Source organism: Anaerostipes sp. PC18, from assembly GCF_039789045.1.
GTDB lineage: Bacteria > Bacillota > Clostridia > Lachnospirales > Lachnospiraceae > Anaerostipes > Anaerostipes hominis.
The window spans coordinates 1,254,940-1,273,536 of the sequence record NZ_CP121164.1 but is presented as its reverse complement, the minus strand read 5'-3'; the positions used below and the strand labels follow the sequence as shown (position 1 = coordinate 1,273,536).

Below are 18,597 nucleotides of genomic sequence, written 5' to 3'. Positions count from 1 at the left end.
TGAATTCCTTTCTTCTATAAATATTCTTCTTTATATTGTTCAAATTCTTCCTGGCTCATGAGAACCTTGCGGGGCTTTGTACCTTCCTCTTCTCCGACGATCCCGGCTTCACAGAGCTGGTCCATCAGCCTCGCCGCCCTGTTGAAACCGATCTTAAAAATCCTCTGAAGGCCTGCAATGGATGCTTTGTCCTTATCTATGATAAATTTGGCCGCATCTTCAAAATATTCATCTCTGTCTGCCGAAACAGATGCCTTTACACTGGCCGTTTCGATCTTTTCTTTGATCTCACTGCCGTAGTCATCTTCAATGTTCTGGCTCTTTAAGAAGTCTACGACACGTCCCACTTCCTCATCGCTTATAAACGCTCCCTGAACCCGGACCGGCTTCTGGTATCCTGCCGGATAAAAGAGCATATCTCCTTTGCCTAAGAGCTTCTCCGCTCCGTTCATGTCGATGATCGTACGGGAATCCACCCCGGAGGACACAGAAAATGCGATCCTCGAAGGGACATTGGCCTTGATCAGTCCTGTGATGACATTGACAGACGGTCTCTGGGTGGCGATGATCAGATGAATACCTGCGGCTCTGGCAAGCTGGGAAAGCCTTACGATCGCATCCTCTACCTCACCCGGCGCAACCATCATAAGATCCGCAAGCTCGTCCACAATAATGACGATCTGAGGCAGCGGCTGGAAGTCCTCGCCCTCCATTCCCTTTTCCTTCATCTCTTTTACTTTTTCATTATATCCGGTCAGGTTCCTTACATTGACATCCGCAAACTTCTTATAGCGGTCTCCCATCTCCATAACCGCCCAGTTAAGTGCGCTGGATGCCTGCTTCGGATCTGTGACCACTGGGATGAGAAGATGTGGGATTCCCTGATATGTACTTAGCTCCACGACTTTCGGATCGATCATGATCAGCTTCACATCGTTGGGGCTTGCTTTATATAAAATACTCATGATCAGCGTATTGATACACACTGATTTTCCGGAACCTGTGGCACCTGCAATCAAAAGGTGAGGCATCTTTGCAATGTCTGAGATAATCACCTTTCCGGCCAGATTCTTTCCTACCGCAAACGCGATGTTGGAAGAGAACCGTTTAAAGTCATTATTTTCAATCAGATCCCGGAACATGACCACCTGATTGGTCTTATTAGGCACCTCGATGCCCACTGCCGCCTTGCCCGGGATCGGAGCTTCGATCCGTATGTCCGGGGCTGCCAGATTCAGTTTAATATCGTCGGAAAGCCCGACGATCTTGCTGACCTTCACTCCCTGCTCCGGCTGAAGTTCAAACCGGGTAACAGAAGGCCCGCAGCTGATATCTGTAATCGTCACGTTGACGCCGAAGTTTCTCAACGTCTGCTCCAGTTTCAGGGCTGTCTTTTTAAGTTCTGCCTGGCTGTTTCCTCCTGCCTTCTTTCCCTTTTTCAGCAGAGTCACCGGCGGAAACACATAATCCCCCTCCTCAAGCGCAGAAGGATGTATGGAGATCTCCGGCATAGGTTCGGGCTCTGACTTCTCTCTGTTCACAAAAGATCTTTTGCTTGGCTTCAGTTCCGGCTCCTCCGGCAGAACCTCCTCATCGGCCTGTCCGATCATCTCATCTAAATTAAACGACTTCTCCGGTTCTTTTGCCGGTTCTTCCGGCATCAGGGTCAGGTCATCCAGTACTTGTGACTGTTTCTCCCTCCTTTTCAGCTTTAAGTCGGGGAGTTTTGGAGTCTTGATCCTGGATGTCTGCCTGTCCTCTTTTTCCTTTGTCTTTCTCTTTTCAGCTGTTTTCGTCTTCTTTCCTGAAGTCCGTTCGGGTACGAAAAATGCTGCCACACGCTTTACAAAGGAGAGTAGTGATCTCTCGGTGATCAGTATCATAGAAATTGCTGTCAAAAAAAACACGACAACATAACTGCCTGCCAGTCCCAGCTCCTTATACAGAAAACTAGCGATGACACCTCCGACCACGCCGCCTCCCGCATGATGTTCCGATCCGTACCGATATAGCACTCCTGCATCAGACATACGGATGTCTGTCGCCATCTGCCATATCGCCGCAGTCATGCACAGGAGCAGAACAATAAAAAAAGACTTCTTTACCGAGATGCTGCTGTACTGATTGGAGATCAGCAGAAGGATCATGATCAATATAACAATAGGGGCAGCATAGTGAACACCGCCCAGTACTCCGAACAGCGCGGAACTTACCGTGTTTCCCACTTTCCCGCAGAGTCCGAAATTACTCAAAAATAAAAAAAGACAAACTGCAAAACTTAACAGAACCGCAATTTCCTGATAGAAGCCTGCAAAGTCTTTTTGCTTTTTCTTCTTTCGTGCTGTGTTTCTTCTCTTTCTTTTTTTTGCTGCCATTCTTCTGGAATCTCTTTTCTTCTTATATTTAATGCTCAACAACCCTTTATCAAAAGAGTTATATGCCTATTTTACAATTAACCTAAATAAATGTAAAGAGCCTGGGCAGAACTCTTTGGTTCCGTTCAGACTCTTTTGTATCTCTGAAATATAATGAATATCAGTATTTTGCTGTCTCAGGCGGAATGAACTGCTCTGCTTCATTCACGAACTTTTTAACCTGTACACCCGCTTTGACTACCGGGATATTGGTTCCGGCTCCGGCAACGCACCCTCCCGGGCATCCCATTCCTTCGATCAGGTAGCCGTTCTTCTTGCCGGCTTTTGCCTGAAGGAGCATCTTCTTGCACTCTGCGAGTCCTTCCACGTGGTCAATCTTCACATCTACTCCCGGATGGTATTCTTTCACACATGCTTCGATAGCCGCGGCAACACCGCTTGCAACTGCATATCCGCGTCCTGCACCGAACGCATCGTTCATCTCGACTTCTTTGTCGTAAGTACTGAAATCAATATCCTTGGCGGTAAACATGCCGTCCAATTCTTCAAATGTAATGACGAAGTCCACTTCACTTCTGACAGATTTCCTGGAAGCTTCCAGTTTTTTAGCCACACAAGGGCCGACGAACACGATCTTTGCATTCTTGTTGGTCTGTCTTGCAGCTCTGGCTGTTGCCACCATCGGGGTGAGTGAATTTGATATCTGGTCGATCAGTTCAGGGAAGTACTTTTTCCCGAGCATAGACCAGGACGGACAGCAGGAGGTCAAAAGGAACGGCACCTCTCCTGTGACAACTCCATGTGCATAGTGATCCGCTTCTTCCAGAGCACCTGCATCCGCTCCCACTGCCACTTCCCATACATCGGCAAATCCGATGTCCAGCAGTGCGGCCTTCACCTTGGCAGGTGTTGCCTTCGGTCCAAACTGACCAACAAAAGCAGGGGCCAGGATGGCGATGACTTCGTTGCCCTCATTCATGGCTTTGATCAGCTGATAGATCTGTGACTTGTCTGCGATGGCTCCAAACGGACAGTTGACCATGCACATACCGCAGGATACACACTTGTCCGGATTGATGGTAGCGCGTCCGGCATAGTCGGTTTCGATCGCTCCCACGCCACAGGCAACTTCACACGGTCTTTTTCTCTCATGGATCGCACTGTATGGGCAAACCTTCTGGCACTGTCCGCACTTAATGCACTTTTCCTGATCGATGTAGGAATATCCGTCCACAAAGCTGATGGCATTTTTCGGACATACTTCCATACATGGATGTGCCATACATCCCTGACACTCTCCTCCTACGATGAATGCTCTGTCCTTGCAGGCGTTGCACGCTGCCGGGATCACCTGCAAAAGCGGCGGCTCGTAGTATTTTTCCGCAATGTTGCTCTGTTTGATTCCTTTTGTTATTCTTGCAGGCTTATCAGCAGGTCTTAAAGACATCCCCATGGCAAGACGGATTCTCTCTCCTACCACTGCCCTTTCACGATAAATACTGTCGCGGTATGTCGGCAGCTCACCTTTCACTAATTCGTACGGCAGATCCTCGATTTCTTCAAGGTCTCTTTGTTCATAGGCAAATTTAGCAATCTCTGTAAATACCTTTTTTCTGATCTCTCGGACCGGGGTCTCAATTCCTCTCATAGCTCCTCCTTTAATGTTCGTTAAAATAAAAACAATCTATTATCATTCTACACTACTTTTATCCGAAATTAAAGGATTTTTTTGCTTTTTTTGTACTTTATTCTGTACACCGAAACCCCCGGTTTTCTCTCAGTTTTCCGAGGTATTTTGTACGAGTTCCTGAAGCTTTGCAAAGGCTTCGCTCATGCCTCCGATTTCATTGATGAGACCCAGCTCCACCGCCTGTTCTCCCTCCAATATGGTCCCTGCGTCCTTCACCTGCTCTCCGATGTGGAGCATCAGCTCTTCTACCTTGTCTTTTGTGATATCAGAGTGGTCGCTGATAAACCTTGTAATGCGGTCCTGGATCTTCTCAATATTGCGGTAGCTCTGAAGCACACCGATAAAAGTACCGCCGGACCGCACTGGGTGGATCATCATTGTTGCACTTTTAACAATAAAAGAATAGTCGGAAGAGACTGCAAGGGGCACACCGATGGAATGGCTTCCTCCCAATACAAGAGTTACTGTGGGTTTGCTCAGGGAAGCGATCATCTCTGCGAGCGCCAGACCGCATTCCACATCGCCTCCGACCGTATTGATCAGGATCAGGATTCCTTTGATATCATCAGAATACTCTGCTCTTGCCAGCGCCGGGATCATATGCTCATATTTGGTTGTCTTGGAATTCTGGGCTGACAGCTGGTGCCCCTCGATCTCTCCAATGACCGTCATCACGTGGATACCGCCCAAATCCAATTCTCCGATATCTTTTATTTCATTTCTTTGATCTTCATTCATATCGACATCCTCACTTTGATTTAATAAAAAAAGGAAGAAGCGCAGTGCTTCTCCCTTTTATTGTCTGTCATTATGAGTAAGATTATTCTTCTTCGATTTCAAAAGATACAAGCAGATCTTCCTGATTGACCTGTTCGCCTTCTTTGACGTAGATCTTATCTACCTTGCCGTTGACCTTGGATACGACAGTTGTTTCCATCTTCATCGCTTCCACGGTAAGCAGCGGCATGTTCACAGTTACCGGATCTCCCTCTTTTACGAGGACTTTTCCGACGGTTCCCGGGATTGTTGAGCCTAAATGTGCCGAATTGCTCTTATCCGCCTTGATCCTGTGGTCTGCCTTGACTTCCAGGTTGCGGTCTAAGATCTTCACCTCACGCATGGAACCGTTGACCTCGAATTCCAGCAGACGGTATCCGTTCTCATCCGGTTCTGACATATCCACAAATTTGATGATCAGGTCTTTTCCTTCTCCGATGGTCAGTGTGGTCTCCTCACCCTTTCTCAGCCCGTAGAAATACACATGGCTTTCCAGCCTTGTGACATCATTGTATGCCTCAAAATGTCTGCAGTAATCCTCATATACTTTCGGATACATAGCATAACTGATGGCTTTGCGGTGGAGCGTCTTTTCGTCTTCCATTGTATCAACATAGAAGAACTCCTTGAGCCCTTTCTTGATCTGGTCGAAGTCTTCCGGAGGAATCAGGCTTCCCGGACGGACGGTGATCGGTTCTTTGCCTTTCAGCACAATATCCTGAAGTTCCTTCGGGAATCCGCCTTCCGGCTGTCCGATCATGCCTTCAAAATATTCGACCACTGAATCAGGATAAGATAAGCCTTTGCCCTCTGTCAGGATATTTTCTTTGGTCAGGCCGTTTTTAAACATAAAGATGGCAAAGTCTCCCACGACTTTAGAAGAAGGCGTAACCTTCACGATATTTCCAAGCAGATCATTGGCGTCTTTGTACAGACTCTTGATCTCTTCAAAATCCTCCGCGGCTCCCATCTCTTTTACCTGAGCCAGCAGGTTGGAGTACTGTCCTCCCGGAATCTCATACTTGTAGATCTCTGTATTCGGAGCGTCCATGCCGCTTTCAAACTGTTTATAAACCGGTCTCAGTCTCTCATAGTACTGGCTTAATTCTGTGAGTTCATCCGGAACTAATCCTGTATCCCTCTCGCTTCCCCTGAGAGCCTCTGCGAGAGAGTTCATAGACGGGTTGCTTGTCATGGAGCTCATAGAACCGATGGCACAGTCAACAATATCCACTCCCGCTTCCGCAGCTTTCAGCAGAGTACTGACTCCGTTTCCGGTAGAATCATGGGTGTGCAGGTTGACCGGTATGTTCAGTTCTTCTTTCAGCGTTCTGATCAGCTTTTCGGCCGCATACGGCTTCACAAGTCCGGCCATATCCTTGATGGTAAAGATGTGGCATCCCAGGCTTTCCAGTTCTTTCGCCTTTTTCACATAGTAGTCCAGCGTATATTTTGTCTCATCCGGATTCAGAATATCCCCGGTATAACAGATAGCTCCTTCCACGATCTTTCCGGTCTTTAATGCCGTCTCGATCGGAAGCTTCATATTCTCGACCCAGTTTAAGCTGTCAAAAATACGGAATACATCGACTCCGCGAGATGCTGCCTCTTCGATAAAAGTCGTCACTACATTGTCCGGATAATTCTTGTATCCGACCGCATTGGATGCCCGAAGAAGCATCTGGATCAGGGTATTCGGCATTCTTTCTCTTAAGAGTGCCAGCCTTACCCACGGAGATTCCTTTAAGAAGCGGTAAGAAGTATCGTATGTGGCTCCTCCCCACGCTTCCATGGAAAATGCGTTTGCCATGTACTGGTTGGACGCCTTGGCAGCACCTGCAAGATCCTTTGTTCTCATACGGGTTGCCATCAGAGACTGCTGGGCATCTCTCATCGTTGTATCAGTCACATAAAGTTTTTTATCGTTTAAGATCTTCTGAGTATAACCTTCGGCTCCGAGTTTTAAGAATTCATCGCGGGCGCCGTAAATCTCTTTCTTCTTGTCATATTTGGGAAGCACGCGGTCTTCGAAGAACGGTTTTTCTTCTGCCTTCTGTTCATTGACCATTTTATTTCCGAGGAACTCCAGGATCTTTGTGGCACGGTCCTGGGATGCGGCGAAAAGAAACAGCTCAGGAGTATCTTCTATAAATGTCGTATAGCACTCTCCTGATTTAAAGGTCTCATGGTTAAGGACATTAATCAGGAACGGGATATTTGTCTTGATGCCCCGGATTCTCGTCTCTTTCAGCACACGGGTAGACTTCATCACAGCCCCTAAGAACGTACGGTCATGAGAACATGCCTTTACGAGGAGGCTGTCATAATATGGAGTGATCTCTGCCCCTGCATAAGCATTTCCTCCGTCCAGACGGATTCCATTTCCTGCTCCGGAACGGTATACCGTGATCTTTCCTGTATCCGGCAGGAAGTTGTTTGACGGATCTTCGGTGGTAATACGTGTCTGAATAGCATAGCCCGTAGTTTCCACACTTTCCTGAGAAGGAATCTGGATCTCATCAGAGTCAAGGGTATACCCCTGAGCAACGAGGATCTGTGTCTGTACAATATCGATCCCTGTCACCATTTCTGTCACCGTGTGTTCTACCTGGATCCTCGGATTCATCTCGATGAAGTAAGGATTGTTGTCGGCGTCCACAAGGAACTCTAACGTTCCGGCGTTGCGGTACCCGACCGTCTTTGCCAGCCTTAAAGAACTGTCAAATATAACCTGCCTTGTCTCTTCCGGAATACTGAAGGCTGGTGCATACTCTACCACCTTCTGGTGACGCCGCTGCACAGAACAGTCACGGTCATACAGGTGGACTACATTGCCGTAGTTATCTCCGATGATCTGTACTTCAATATGCTTCGGACTTTTAAGATACTTTTCAATAAAAATCTGGTCGTCTCCGAATGCCTTTTTGGATTCATCCCTTGCTTCCGCATATTCCTTCGGCATATCTTCTGCCGTGTGAACGATGCGCATGCCGCGTCCGCCGCCTCCGTTGGATGCTTTCAGCATCACAGGGTATCCGACCTTCTCTGCGATCTCAATGACTTCTTTTTCACTATGTACCGCATGGTCCACACCCGGAATGATCGGCACATCCGCTTGGATTGCCATCTGCTTGGAAGAGATTTTATCTCCCATCGCCCTCATAATGTCAGATGTCGGTCCAATAAAGGTAATACCGTGTCTCTCACAGGCATCTACAAATTCCGGATTTTCAGATAGGAATCCGTATCCCGGATGGATCGCATCAACATTTTTCTCTTTGGCAATCCGGATGATGGTCTTGATATCCAGATACGCATCGATCGGTCCTTTATCCGGATTCAGCTGATATGACTCATCCGCCTTGGAGCGGAACAATGCATAGCGGTCTTCTTTTGAAAATACGCCAACAGTGGTAATACCTAACTCATTGAGAGCACGGAATATACGGATCGCAATCTCACCGCGGTTGGCTACTAATACTTTTTTAAATTTCTTTATTTGCATTGGTAAACTACTCCTTATATAAAATTTGTCTTTCCTGGCAGGACAATAATCCGCCACGGCAAGACGTATTAGAAAACATTATAGCTTAAAATCAGCCATATTACAATAGCGGATTGACGGGAACCCCTGGCAGGTCAAAAAAAGACGGTTTCCTGCATCGGAAACCGCCCCGTCAATCTCTTATTCTGCATCATCTGCATTGTCAGTGATCAATGCTTTCATGCTCAAGCTGATCTTCTTTTCATCCTTTTTGAAGTCAACGACTTTGGCTGTGATTTCCTGTCCAACGGATAAAACATCAGATGGCTTGTCAATATGTTCCTTGGCAATCTGAGATACGTGAAGCAGAGCATCAATGCCTGATTCTAACTCAACAAATGCTCCGAAATCAGTCATACGCGCAACTTTTCCGTCCACAACGTTGCCAACTTTATATTTCTCTTCTGCCTTTAACCATGGATTCTCTTCAGGGAATTTCAGGCTTAACGCGATCTTCTCACCCTGGATATCCTTGATCAGTACCGTAACCTTATCTCCGATAGAAAATACCTTTTTAGGATTCTCTACACGTCCCCAGGACATCTCAGAGATATGAAGCAGTCCGTCTGCACCGCCTAAATCGATGAACGCACCGAAGTCTGTCACGTTCTTGACAACTCCGTCGATCTTCATTCCAGGCTCGATCTTTTCAAATAATTCTTTCTGTTTTTCTTTCTTTGCAGCCACTAACAACTGCTTGCGGTCTCCGATGACTCTTCTCTTTCTCGGGTTAAACTCACTGATGACAAACTCGATTTCCTGTCCGTCATATTTCTTTAAGTCTCTCTCGTAAGAATCAGATACAAGGCTTGCAGGGATGAAGACTCTCGCCTCATCGATAATCACACTTAAACCACCATCTAAAACCTGAGCCACAGGCGCTTTGAGCACTTCCTTGTTTTCGTAAGCTTCTTCCAGACGCTTGTTGCCTTTTTCTGCTGCCAGTCTCTTATATGTCAACAACACTTGTCCTTCTCCGTCGTTCACTTTAAGGACTTTTGTCTCCATCGTATCCCCTACTTTGGCGATCGTTGTTAAATCTAAGTTAGCCGCATCATTAGAGTACTCACTGCGTGTCAGAATACCGTCAGCTTTGTAACCGATGTTTAAGATGATCTCATCTGGTTTTACGTCAATGACTGTTCCTTCCACTACCTCTCCGTTACGAATCGTAACTAAACTTTCCTCTAATAATTGTTCAAAACTCTTTTCCGTCATGCTAGCATGAACCTCCTTGATAATTTTCTCTGGGGTGGATGCCCCCGCTGTAATACCTACCTTACCAGTCGATTCAAAAAGTTTCAAATCCAGGTCTTTAAGTGTCTGCACAAAAAAGGTGTTCCCACACTCTTTCTTGCTGATCTCATATAATTTCTGGCTGTTAGAACTTTGTCTGTCGCCAATGACAATCATTGCATCTACATCGTGTGCTATAGATTTTGCTTCCAGTTGACGCTCTTCTGTGGCATTACAAATTGTATTACATACTTCTATATGATAACTCTTTTCCTTGATAATTTCAACTATATCTTGAAATTTATTGTAATTAAATGTCGTCTGTGAAACAACGCAGGTCGGTTTGCAGCCGAGATCGATCTCCGAAAGCCCTTCTGCATCGGAGATCACATGGACATCTTTGCTGCACCAGCCCCTGATTCCTTCTACCTCGGGATGTTCCGCACTGCCGATGATCAGGATCTGTTTTCCCTCGGCACTGGCCTTCTCCACGATCCTGTGGATCTTTAAGACAAAGGGACAGGTGGCGTCTACCAGATGCAGCCCCTTCTGCCGGATCAGCTCATAAATGTCCTTTGCCACGCCGTGGGACCGGATGATCACAGTGCCCTCTGAAATCTTCTCCAGTTCTTCTCTGGAATGGAGAACTTTTATGCCTCTTTGTTCCAGATCGGAGACTACCTCCGAGTTGTGGATGATCGGTCCGTATGTATAGACCTGTTCTTTCCCTGCTTCCTCATAGACTTTATCCACCGCGCGTCTGACACCGAAACAAAATCCTGCAGTTTTCGCCAAGTTTACTTCCATCTCTTATTTCACCTTTTCAAATTCCCGGATCACCGTATCGACCACTTCTTCGATCGTCATCCCGGAAGAATCCACAAGAACCGCATCCTCCGCCTGTTTAAGCGGTGCGATATCTCTGGTCATATCCTGGTGATCCCTTTTCTTAATGTCTTCTTCAATGACAGCAAGATCTGCCTCCTGCCCTTTTTCGATCAGTTCATCATAGCGGCGCTTTGCCCTGACCTCCACGGAAGCCGTCAAATATATTTTTAAATCCGCATCCGGAAGCACATTGGTCCCGATATCCCTTCCGTCCATGAGGATATCCGCAGTCTTTGCAAGGTCTCTCTGGAGATCTAAAAGCGCAGCCCTCACAGACGGATATGCGGATGTCTTTGACGCCATATTCCCTACTTCTTCCGCCCGGATCTGGCCGGTAACATTCTCTCCGTTTAAAATAACCTGCTGCATCCCGTTCTCATAGGCAATGCTGACTTTGATATTTTTGCATGCAGCGTCGATGACCGCTTCATCCGTATCATCGATCTTGCTGCGGATGAAAAACAAAGCCATAGCCCGGTACATGGCCCCCGTATCCACATAGATAAACTCTAATTTTTTTGCGATGGTTTTTGCGATCGTGCTTTTTCCGGCTCCCGCCGGCCCGTCAATAGCAATGCTGTACATATGATATTTCCTCCTAATTCATTCCTGCCAGGTATCCTGTGGACCATGCGATCTGGAGATTGTATCCTCCGGTCAGCGCGTCCAAATCCAAAACTTCTCCTGCAAAATATAATCCCCGCACCTTCCTGGATTCCATGGTGCTCGGGTTAATCTCTTTTACGTCCACTCCGCCGTGGGTGATGATGGCTTCTTTAAAGCCTCTCGTGCCTGTGACAATAAGCGGCACGGCGTTCAGCAGCGCAGTAAGCTTCCTCCGCTCATTCTTTGTGATCTCATGGACCTTTTTTTCCTCCGGAATTCCCGATAGTTCTAGGATAACCGGGATCATTTTTTTTGGCAACAGCTTTCCGAGAGAATTTTTGAATTCTTTATTGATATTTTCCTGAAAATCTTTCAGAATTCTCTGATCCAGCTGTTCTTCCGACAATGCCGGCTTCAGATCGATACAAAATTTTAACTGTTTTCCTCTGTATCTCACTGCATAGCTGCTGGCGCTTATGATGATCGGTCCGCTGATGCCAAAATGAGTAAACAGCATCTCCCCGAACTCCTTATAAATACGTTTTCCGTCTGCATAAAGCGATGCTTCCACATTTTTAAGGGAAAGCCCCTGAAGCCTTGAACAGACTGTCCCGTCTATATTAAACGGAACCAGCGCCGGATCTAAATGCATCACCTTGTGTCCGGCTTTCTTTGCAAATCCATATCCGTCTCCTGTGGAACCCGTGGAAGGGTAGGACATGCCTCCGGTGGCAATGACCACCTTATCCGCTTTCAGGGTTCCTGAGCCTTTCAGTTCAACGCCGCTGGTTCTTCCGCCCTCTGTCAGGATACGGCGTACCTCCGCATTCAGTTCTACAGTGACCTTCTGTCTGCGAAGCTCTCTCTCCATAGCGCGGATCACATCTGAGGACTTGTCGGACACGGGGAATACGCGGTTTCCCCGCTCCACCTTTACCGGACATCCCCAATGCTCCATCCATTCCATCATCTGCTCATTGGTGAAGGAATAAAACGCACTGTATAAAAATTCCCGGTTTGTGACCACATGGCCCATCAGATCTTCGATATCACCGGCATTGGTCAGGTTACATCTTCCTTTTCCTGTGATAAAAAGCTTTTTCCCCAGCTTTTCATTTTTTTCTAATAAGACAACCTGATTGCCTTCTTTCGCGGAACAGATGGCAGCCATCATTCCTGCCGCCCCTCCTCCAACTACGATTACTTGACTCATAAAACTCCTTTATATCTTTAAGATTGTTTACATTCCAACAAAAGCCGTTTCTTCCGGCAGCCAAAATACAAAAGCCCGAACACATCCGCCAAAGCCCATCCGATGGGAACTGCCCACCAAATCCCAATCAAACCTATGGCAGGAACGGCTGACAAAGCATAAGCTAACAGAACTCTGCTCCCCAGGGAGATGACTGTAAGCCAGATGGAAACTGCAGAGCGTCCCAGGCCCCGGTAAAGTCCGTAGAGCAGAAATAGAATCCCAATACCCGCATAAAAACAGCCCACAATATGAAGATACTTTACCCCGATGGCAATGATCTCCGTCTCCTGCGGTTTGATGAAGATCAGCATAAGCTGCCTGGCAAACGCTGCCACGATCATAGATGCAGCGGCACAAAAACAGACAGAGATCCCCACTGCCAAGCGGAGACCATTTTTGATACGGTCAGGTTTTCCCGCTCCATAATTCTGCGCAATGTACGTGGTAAACGCATTGCCGAAATCCTGTGCCGGCATATAGGCAAAGGCATCAATCTTTACTACTGCTGCAAAGGCTGCAGAGGTTAAGAATCCAAAGCTGTTGACCAATCCCTGCACCATCAAAATTCCAAGATTCATGATAGACTGTTGTATGGCTGTCAAAGTGGAGTTATTGATGATCATTCCCAAAAGCTCCCGGCTGTAGTACATATGACAGCGCTTGGGGCACAATTCCCCTTCTTTTACAAAAAAATAGACCGTAATCAGGGCTGCGGATACCCCCTGGGCAATGACGGTAGCCCATGCCGCCCCTGCAATCCCCATTCCGAATTTTAAGATAAATACCATGTCCAATATGATATTCAGGACTGCGGAAACAGCAAGAAACATCAGAGGCGCCACTGTATTTCCGATACTGCGCAGTACACTGCTAAAAAAGTTATAGATGCAGACAAAAAATATCCCGAAAAAGATAATAAACAAATATTCCCGGGTATAAGGAGCTGCTTCCGGAGGAATATGAAGCCAAAGAATAATCTCATCCAGAAGCAGAAACGCAAGCCCCGTGATCACGGCGGCCACTGCAAAAATAAAGACAAAGGCATTAACCACCGCTGTCTTCATCCGGTCTTCCTCCCTGCGCCCATAAAGCTGGGCAAACACCACCCCGCTACCCATGCAGAGTCCCAAAAGGATCGACGTCAGCAGCACCATCAACGCATAGGCCGATCCCACCGCTGATAGAGCCGCAGCCCCGATCGTCCTTCCGACAATGAGCGTATCGGCAACATTATACAGCTGCTGAAGCAGATTGCCCAAGATCATAGGAAGGCTGAATAAAATGATGGAGCGGCCGATCCTGCCATTCGTCAAGTCTACTCGCATTGATACCTCCATTATACACTGAATGCTGCCACATTTTCCTGAGATTTGTTTATAGATAATCTCTAAACAAGGCACAATTATAAATCTTATTTATACGTCCTGGCAGCCTTGTTTTATTATATAGTATCGGAATATTTTAAGCAATTGCATATCTTTAAATTCCTAACCTGAATTCCGTTCTCTTGAGGCATTGCCGGACTTTATCATTAATGCTATACTGTTTGAAAGAATTATAAGAAAGCAGGAGCATTTATGAAAACATCAGATTTTACGTTTGAACTGCCGGAGGAACTTATCGCACAGGATCCCCTGGCTGACCGTTCAAGCTCAAGATTATTAGTATTGGACAAAGAGACCGGGGAGATCATACATGAGGTCTTTAAAAACGTGGTCAGTTACCTGAAAAAAGGGGACTGTCTCGTATTAAATGACACCAAGGTCCTACCGGCCCGTCTGATCGGAGAAAAAGAGGGAACCGGAGCTAAAATCGAGGTCTTGCTGCTAAAACGAAGACAGGACAATGTCTGGGAAACTCTTGTAAAGCCGGGGCGAAAAGCGAAACCCGGAACCAGGATCTCGTTCGGCGGCGGAAGGCTTGTAGGCGAAGTCACTGACATTGTAGATGAAGGAAACCGGCTGGTTCGTTTTGAGTTTGAGGGAATCTTTGAAGAGGTGCTGGACGAGCTCGGACAGATGCCTCTCCCTCCATACATCACACATCAGCTTGAGGATAAAAACCGGTACCAGACGGTCTACGCCAAGCACGAGGGATCCGCGGCAGCACCTACAGCCGGCCTGCATTTTACTAAAGAACTTCTGAAAGAGATCGAAGAAAAAGGGGTAAGGCTTGCCTACGTCACCCTGCATGTGGGACTGGGCACATTCCGTCCGGTAAAGGTAGAAGACGTGACGGATCATCACATGCACTCAGAATTCTATTCTGTAGATGAAACAGCTGCCCAGGCGATCAACCAAACCCGGAAGGAAGGCGGACGGATCATCTCCGTTGGAACTACCAGCACCAGGACGCTAGAGTCCGTGGCGGATGTGGACGGGCATATCGAGCCCAAGAGTGGATGGACCGATATCTTTATCTATCCGGGGTATGAGTTTAAAGTGATTGATGCCCTGATCACCAACTTCCATCTTCCGGAATCTACACTTCTGATGCTTGTTTCTGCATTGGCAGGCAAAGAACATATTCTTGCCGCCTACGAAGAAGCCGTTAGAGAACGGTACCGCTTTTTCAGCTTTGGAGATGCCATGTTTATTCAATAGGAATTATATAAAATAGTAAAACAGGATATATCTTAGTTTTTGATACATCCTGTTTTTTATTCCTAGTCAATTCCATTCCTCAGCGGTTAGGAAATCCCGGATATTTTTATGGTTGATCCCATTCCGGCTCATGTTGAACTCGTCCATGGAAACCACATATTTAGGAAAATTGTCCCGGATACTGTCGTAAGCACCAAATTCTCTCTGGATCGTATCCTCAGAAGCCAAAAGATAGCATACCTGAACATAGAGTTTCTGTCCGCGCTTTTCACAGACAAAATCAATCTCTTTGTCTCCCGCCTTGCCAACTGTGGCTTTGTAACCGCGGCGCAGCAGCTCCATATAGACAATGTTCTCCAAAATCAGATTAATATCCCGCATATTTCCGCCAAAAACAGCCTCTCTGATACCATGGTCCGCGATATAGTATTTTTCGTTGGTGGACAGAATCTGTTTCCCCTGCAGGTCCTGCCGCTTCACTTGGTAAAAAAGATATGCGTCCACACAATATCTAATGTAATTCAGAATAGTTTCTGCAGCGACAGTACGTTGCTCGTTTTTAAAAAACTTTACCAGCGAGGAGGCAGAGAAGGTGTTTCCCACATTTGCCATTATATAGGCGATGATGCGTTCCAGCAAGTCCACATCCCTCACCTTGTTCCGTTTCACTATGTCCTTGAGCTGGACAGAGTTAAATAAGTCCATCAGGTATTGGCGGGACGGCTCATCCTCGTAGCGAAGATTACTGAGATATGGCATCCCGCCGGATAGTAAATAATTCTGAAATCCCTGGGCAACAGAGTTCTCAGGCTTGACGGTACGATACAGTTCCATAAATTCAGAGAAAGAAAATGGATAAATGACAAATTCCACATACCGTCCTCCAAGATAAGTGGCAAGCTCGCCAGATAAAAGCTTTGCGTTAGAACCGGTGATATAAATGTCGCAGTCCAGCGCAACGCGGAATGAGTTAATGCACTTTTCCCAGTCCTTGACTTCTTGAATCTCATCAAAGAATAAATAGACTTTTCCGTCGATATCCTCCGTTCTTCTGATAATTTCATCGTGCAGGGTTTTTGCAGTCAGTAGATGAGTATACCGCAAATCTTCAAAGTTAATGGAGATGAATTGTTCCGGCTTTACGCCTGAAACCAGCAGCTCATGCTGAATTAATTCCAGCATAACCGACTTTCCACTGCGCCGCATACCAGTCATTACCTTAATGAGTTCACCACCAATAAAAGGCCTGATGCGACTCATATATAGTTCTCGTTTAATCATTATGGTTTTGCCCCCCTTCTTACTTTATTATGAATAGTATATTCTATTTATAACTAAAAAACAATTGGCTTTAATTATTTATATTAGTTATAACTGAATCTTTATACTGCCATATGAAGTCGACAATTTAAAAGCCATTGCAAATACCACGAGACAAGAGTAAAATAAAGACAAAACCAGACGGAAGAGTCCAGCGGTGATATGTCAAGTATAAATTGAAACTTTTTTGCAGACTTTTTCATATCATATGCTGAAAAAAGGGTAACTTTAACAAGCCCTGCGATATCTGCTTTTGGAAGCAGGGCATTCATCAGCAGGAATAGAATTCTATTCCGCTGCTCGATATAGACGATTGTCTTTCAGCAGTCGAAAGACCAACCGCACAAATTTACGGGCAGTTAATGCGAGTGCACGTTTGTGTTGATGCCTGTTCACTTCCTTGTACTTGGAGTGATAGAAGCTGCTGTACTCCGTGTCGCATCTCACGAGAGACAAAGCACCTTCACACAGGTAATACTTTAAAAAGCGGTTGCCGGAGCGGATGAGTTTTGTATTCTCCGCCTCGAAGTCACCGGATTGATTCTGAGTCCAGGCAAGTCCTGCATATTTGCCAAGCTGCGCTTGACCTGGGAAACGGTTGATATCTCCGATTTCAGCCATGATGCCGGCTGAGATGACCGGCCCAATGCCGGGGATGGATATCAATACATTTGGCAGGAGTTCCATTTGTGCTTCGATAGCTTTATTGAACTCTTTGATCTGAGCATCCAGCGCCTTTATCGAGGTTATGGATATAGAAAGCACCTGATTTATGGAGTCATTCACCGTCTTGGGTAAACGGTAGGAACTCCTGGCAGCTTTCTGGATGGCTTTGGCTACGGCATCGGGATTGGGAAAGCGGTTCTTTCCTTTTTCCATAATGAAGTCCGTAAGTTCTTGTAAGTCCATCGCCGCCAATGCTTCTGCGGATTCAAACTCTTCGTAGACAGCTAAGGCAGTAGTGCTGAAGGTATCGGAAAATACCTTCTCCTGCGTCATAGTAGAATACTTCTTGAACAGGACATTGATGAATCGCTGTTTTTCTTTTACGAGGTTCTGTACGGCGAAGAAACGAGCCCTTGTAAGGTTCTGAAGGGCTTTATAGCGGTAATCTCCCAGATAGACCTCTTTGTTGATTCTACCAAAGCGCAGGCAGTCAGCAATGACAAAGGAGTCCATATAATCATTCTTTGGCAGGTCGTTATAGGCTTCCTTGAAGTTCTTTACCTGCTTGGGATTGAGGACATGGATCTTCCTGTTAAACGGAGCCAGAGAGGCATCTTCCCTCAGGAAATATACGAGATTGTCTCCATAGACAGATGTAGCTTCAAGACCTATGACGACTGTATCGAGGGAACGGGAAGTGACTGCGGAAAGAATCCGTTTTACCATCTGGGATGAGCCATCCTGAGAGTTTGCAACAGAGAAACAGCTATGTTTCGCACCATCAGGGAGCATTAGATAAATGACATTGGATTTGCTGCTGACATCAATACCGACGTAAAGTGGGTTCATGATATCACCTTCTTTCTATGTTGTATTTGAGTGTTCAATCGGCTTGGTAAAACCCATGATCACGGAGCATCAACACCCTCGCATATAAGAATCCGGTCTGAGATGGGCTGATGCGAACCACACTGCTAAATGGCAGTCCATGTACTCAGACAAACAGCCAGCTGGTTTGAAGCTAACTTCCATGTCAGGGGAACAGACTATCTTTGAAGCAACCATTTTTGGTTCAACAGGAGGTAACAGAACTATTACCTGATTGACACTAGGGAACAATTATACCATGGGCTTTACTAAGCCTATTGAACAATTTTTATTCAGTTATCAAGGTACATTTAATGTATCTAAAAGATATTATACGAGGAGGTTCCCATTATGAAAAAAGATGTATTAGATTTTGTTGTTGCAAAAACCCACGAACTGATCGATTCCCCTACCTGCAGCCAAGAGACCAAGGAGGCTGCCAATGCCTGGCTGAATGCTGTGGATACCGAAAATGAAGCCGAAGAGACAAAAAAATACATTGCCGAGTTGGAAGAAGACATTATGCCCATTGACACATTGATCGGTTTTGCAGAGTCCGAAGCAGGAGCTCAGGTTTTTGGGACAGACAAAGCGAAAGATGTTGCGGCACACGCCAAAGAGATCAAGTCAAACGGAGCTAAATACTGCGACTGCCCTGCCTGCGCAGCTGTAGCCGCCATCCTGGAAAAGAAAGACCAGTTCTAGGAAAACAAACCAAAATACATAACTCCAACAAAACCCGGATATGCAGCATAACCTCTGCATATCCG

General features: G+C 46.3%; 12 protein-coding genes. 2 read left to right on the top strand and 10 right to left on the bottom strand.

The window, feature by feature from the left end; translation table 11 throughout:
• Positions 1 to 14: 14 nt before the first annotated feature.
• The 8 genes from P8F77_RS06865 to P8F77_RS06830 form a co-directional block, all read right to left on the bottom strand.
• A complete protein-coding gene (locus P8F77_RS06865) occupies positions 15 to 2,375 on the bottom strand; it encodes a DNA translocase FtsK (RefSeq protein WP_287519614.1) in 2,361 nt (786 codons plus the stop codon).
• Positions 2,376 to 2,535: 160 nt separating this feature from the next.
• Entirely contained in the window at positions 2,536 to 4,023 is a 1,488-nt protein-coding gene (locus P8F77_RS06860) for a 4Fe-4S dicluster domain-containing protein (RefSeq protein WP_024727972.1), read from the bottom strand.
• Between the two features lie 129 nt (positions 4,024 to 4,152).
• Positions 4,153 to 4,803 carry an ATP-dependent Clp protease proteolytic subunit gene (locus P8F77_RS06855; RefSeq protein WP_024727973.1) on the bottom strand — a complete coding sequence of 217 codons (651 nt, stop codon included), beginning with the start codon at positions 4,801 to 4,803 and terminating at the stop codon, positions 4,153 to 4,155.
• An 82-nt stretch (positions 4,804 to 4,885) separates the two neighbouring features.
• A complete protein-coding gene (locus P8F77_RS06850; protein WP_148459936.1) occupies positions 4,886 to 8,347 on the bottom strand; it encodes a pyruvate carboxylase in 3,462 nt (1,153 codons plus the stop codon).
• 180 nt (positions 8,348 to 8,527) lie between these two features.
• Positions 8,528 to 10,429, bottom strand: a complete 1,902-nt coding sequence (locus P8F77_RS06845; protein WP_024727975.1) for a bifunctional 4-hydroxy-3-methylbut-2-enyl diphosphate reductase/30S ribosomal protein S1 — start codon at positions 10,427 to 10,429, stop codon at positions 8,528 to 8,530.
• Positions 10,430 to 10,432: 3 nt separating this feature from the next.
• Complete coding sequence (gene cmk, locus P8F77_RS06840; protein WP_024727976.1) at positions 10,433 to 11,095, bottom strand: (d)CMP kinase; 663 nt, start codon at positions 11,093 to 11,095, stop codon at positions 10,433 to 10,435.
• Between the two features lie 13 nt (positions 11,096 to 11,108).
• On the bottom strand, positions 11,109 to 12,329 hold the full coding sequence (locus tag P8F77_RS06835; RefSeq protein ID WP_287519613.1) for an NAD(P)/FAD-dependent oxidoreductase: 1,221 nt from the start codon (positions 12,327 to 12,329) through the stop codon (positions 11,109 to 11,111).
• 17 nt (positions 12,330 to 12,346) lie between these two features.
• Positions 12,347 to 13,696, bottom strand: a complete 1,350-nt coding sequence (locus P8F77_RS06830; RefSeq protein WP_330625672.1) for an MATE family efflux transporter — start codon at positions 13,694 to 13,696, stop codon at positions 12,347 to 12,349.
• 252 nt (positions 13,697 to 13,948) lie between these two features.
• Between P8F77_RS06830 and queA the strand changes: the two genes are divergently transcribed.
• A complete protein-coding gene (gene queA, locus P8F77_RS06825) occupies positions 13,949 to 14,974 on the top strand; it encodes a tRNA preQ1(34) S-adenosylmethionine ribosyltransferase-isomerase QueA (RefSeq protein ID WP_024727979.1) in 1,026 nt (341 codons plus the stop codon).
• 66 nt (positions 14,975 to 15,040) lie between these two features.
• On the opposite strand, the gene P8F77_RS06820 is transcribed toward queA, so the two are convergent.
• Together P8F77_RS06820 and P8F77_RS06815 are read right to left on the bottom strand one after the other, a co-directional pair.
• On the bottom strand, positions 15,041 to 16,156 hold the full coding sequence (locus P8F77_RS06820; RefSeq protein WP_347256417.1) for an ATP-binding protein: 1,116 nt from the start codon (positions 16,154 to 16,156) through the stop codon (positions 15,041 to 15,043).
• Between the two features lie 426 nt (positions 16,157 to 16,582).
• On the bottom strand, positions 16,583 to 17,809 hold the full coding sequence (locus tag P8F77_RS06815) for an IS110 family transposase (RefSeq protein ID WP_347256138.1): 1,227 nt from the start codon (positions 17,807 to 17,809) through the stop codon (positions 16,583 to 16,585).
• Between the two features lie 369 nt (positions 17,810 to 18,178).
• Between P8F77_RS06815 and P8F77_RS06810 the strand changes: the two genes are divergently transcribed.
• Positions 18,179 to 18,532, top strand: coding sequence for a molecular chaperone Hsp90 (locus P8F77_RS06810; RefSeq protein WP_287520021.1), 354 nt, complete (start codon positions 18,179 to 18,181; stop codon positions 18,530 to 18,532).
• The last annotated feature ends 65 nt before the right edge of the window (positions 18,533 to 18,597 follow it).

Bases quoted from the DNA above. Each gene is read 5' to 3' on its own strand.
- P8F77_RS06865 (WP_287519614.1), bottom strand. From the start codon at position 2,375: ATGGCAGCAAAAAAAAGAAAGAGAAGAAACACAGCACGAAAGAAGAAA.
- P8F77_RS06860 (WP_024727972.1), bottom strand. From the start codon at position 4,023: ATGAGAGGAATTGAGACCCCGGTCCGAGAGATCAGAAAAAAGGTATTT.
- P8F77_RS06855 (WP_024727973.1), bottom strand. From the start codon at position 4,803: ATGAATGAAGATCAAAGAAATGAAATAAAAGATATCGGAGAATTGGAT.
- P8F77_RS06850 (WP_148459936.1), bottom strand. From the start codon at position 8,347: ATGCAAATAAAGAAATTTAAAAAAGTATTAGTAGCCAACCGCGGTGAG.
- P8F77_RS06845 (WP_024727975.1), bottom strand. From the start codon at position 10,429: ATGGAAGTAAACTTGGCGAAAACTGCAGGATTTTGTTTCGGTGTCAGA.
- cmk (WP_024727976.1), bottom strand. From the start codon at position 11,095: ATGTACAGCATTGCTATTGACGGGCCGGCGGGAGCCGGAAAAAGCACG.
- P8F77_RS06835 (WP_287519613.1), bottom strand. From the start codon at position 12,329: ATGAGTCAAGTAATCGTAGTTGGAGGAGGGGCGGCAGGAATGATGGCT.
- P8F77_RS06830 (WP_330625672.1), bottom strand. From the start codon at position 13,696: ATGCGAGTAGACTTGACGAATGGCAGGATCGGCCGCTCCATCATTTTA.
- queA (WP_024727979.1), top strand. From the start codon at position 13,949: ATGAAAACATCAGATTTTACGTTTGAACTGCCGGAGGAACTTATCGCA.
- P8F77_RS06820 (WP_347256417.1), bottom strand. From the start codon at position 16,156: ATGCTGGAATTAATTCAGCATGAGCTGCTGGTTTCAGGCGTAAAGCCG.
- P8F77_RS06815 (WP_347256138.1), bottom strand. From the start codon at position 17,809: ATGAACCCACTTTACGTCGGTATTGATGTCAGCAGCAAATCCAATGTC.
- P8F77_RS06810 (WP_287520021.1), top strand. From the start codon at position 18,179: ATGAAAAAAGATGTATTAGATTTTGTTGTTGCAAAAACCCACGAACTG.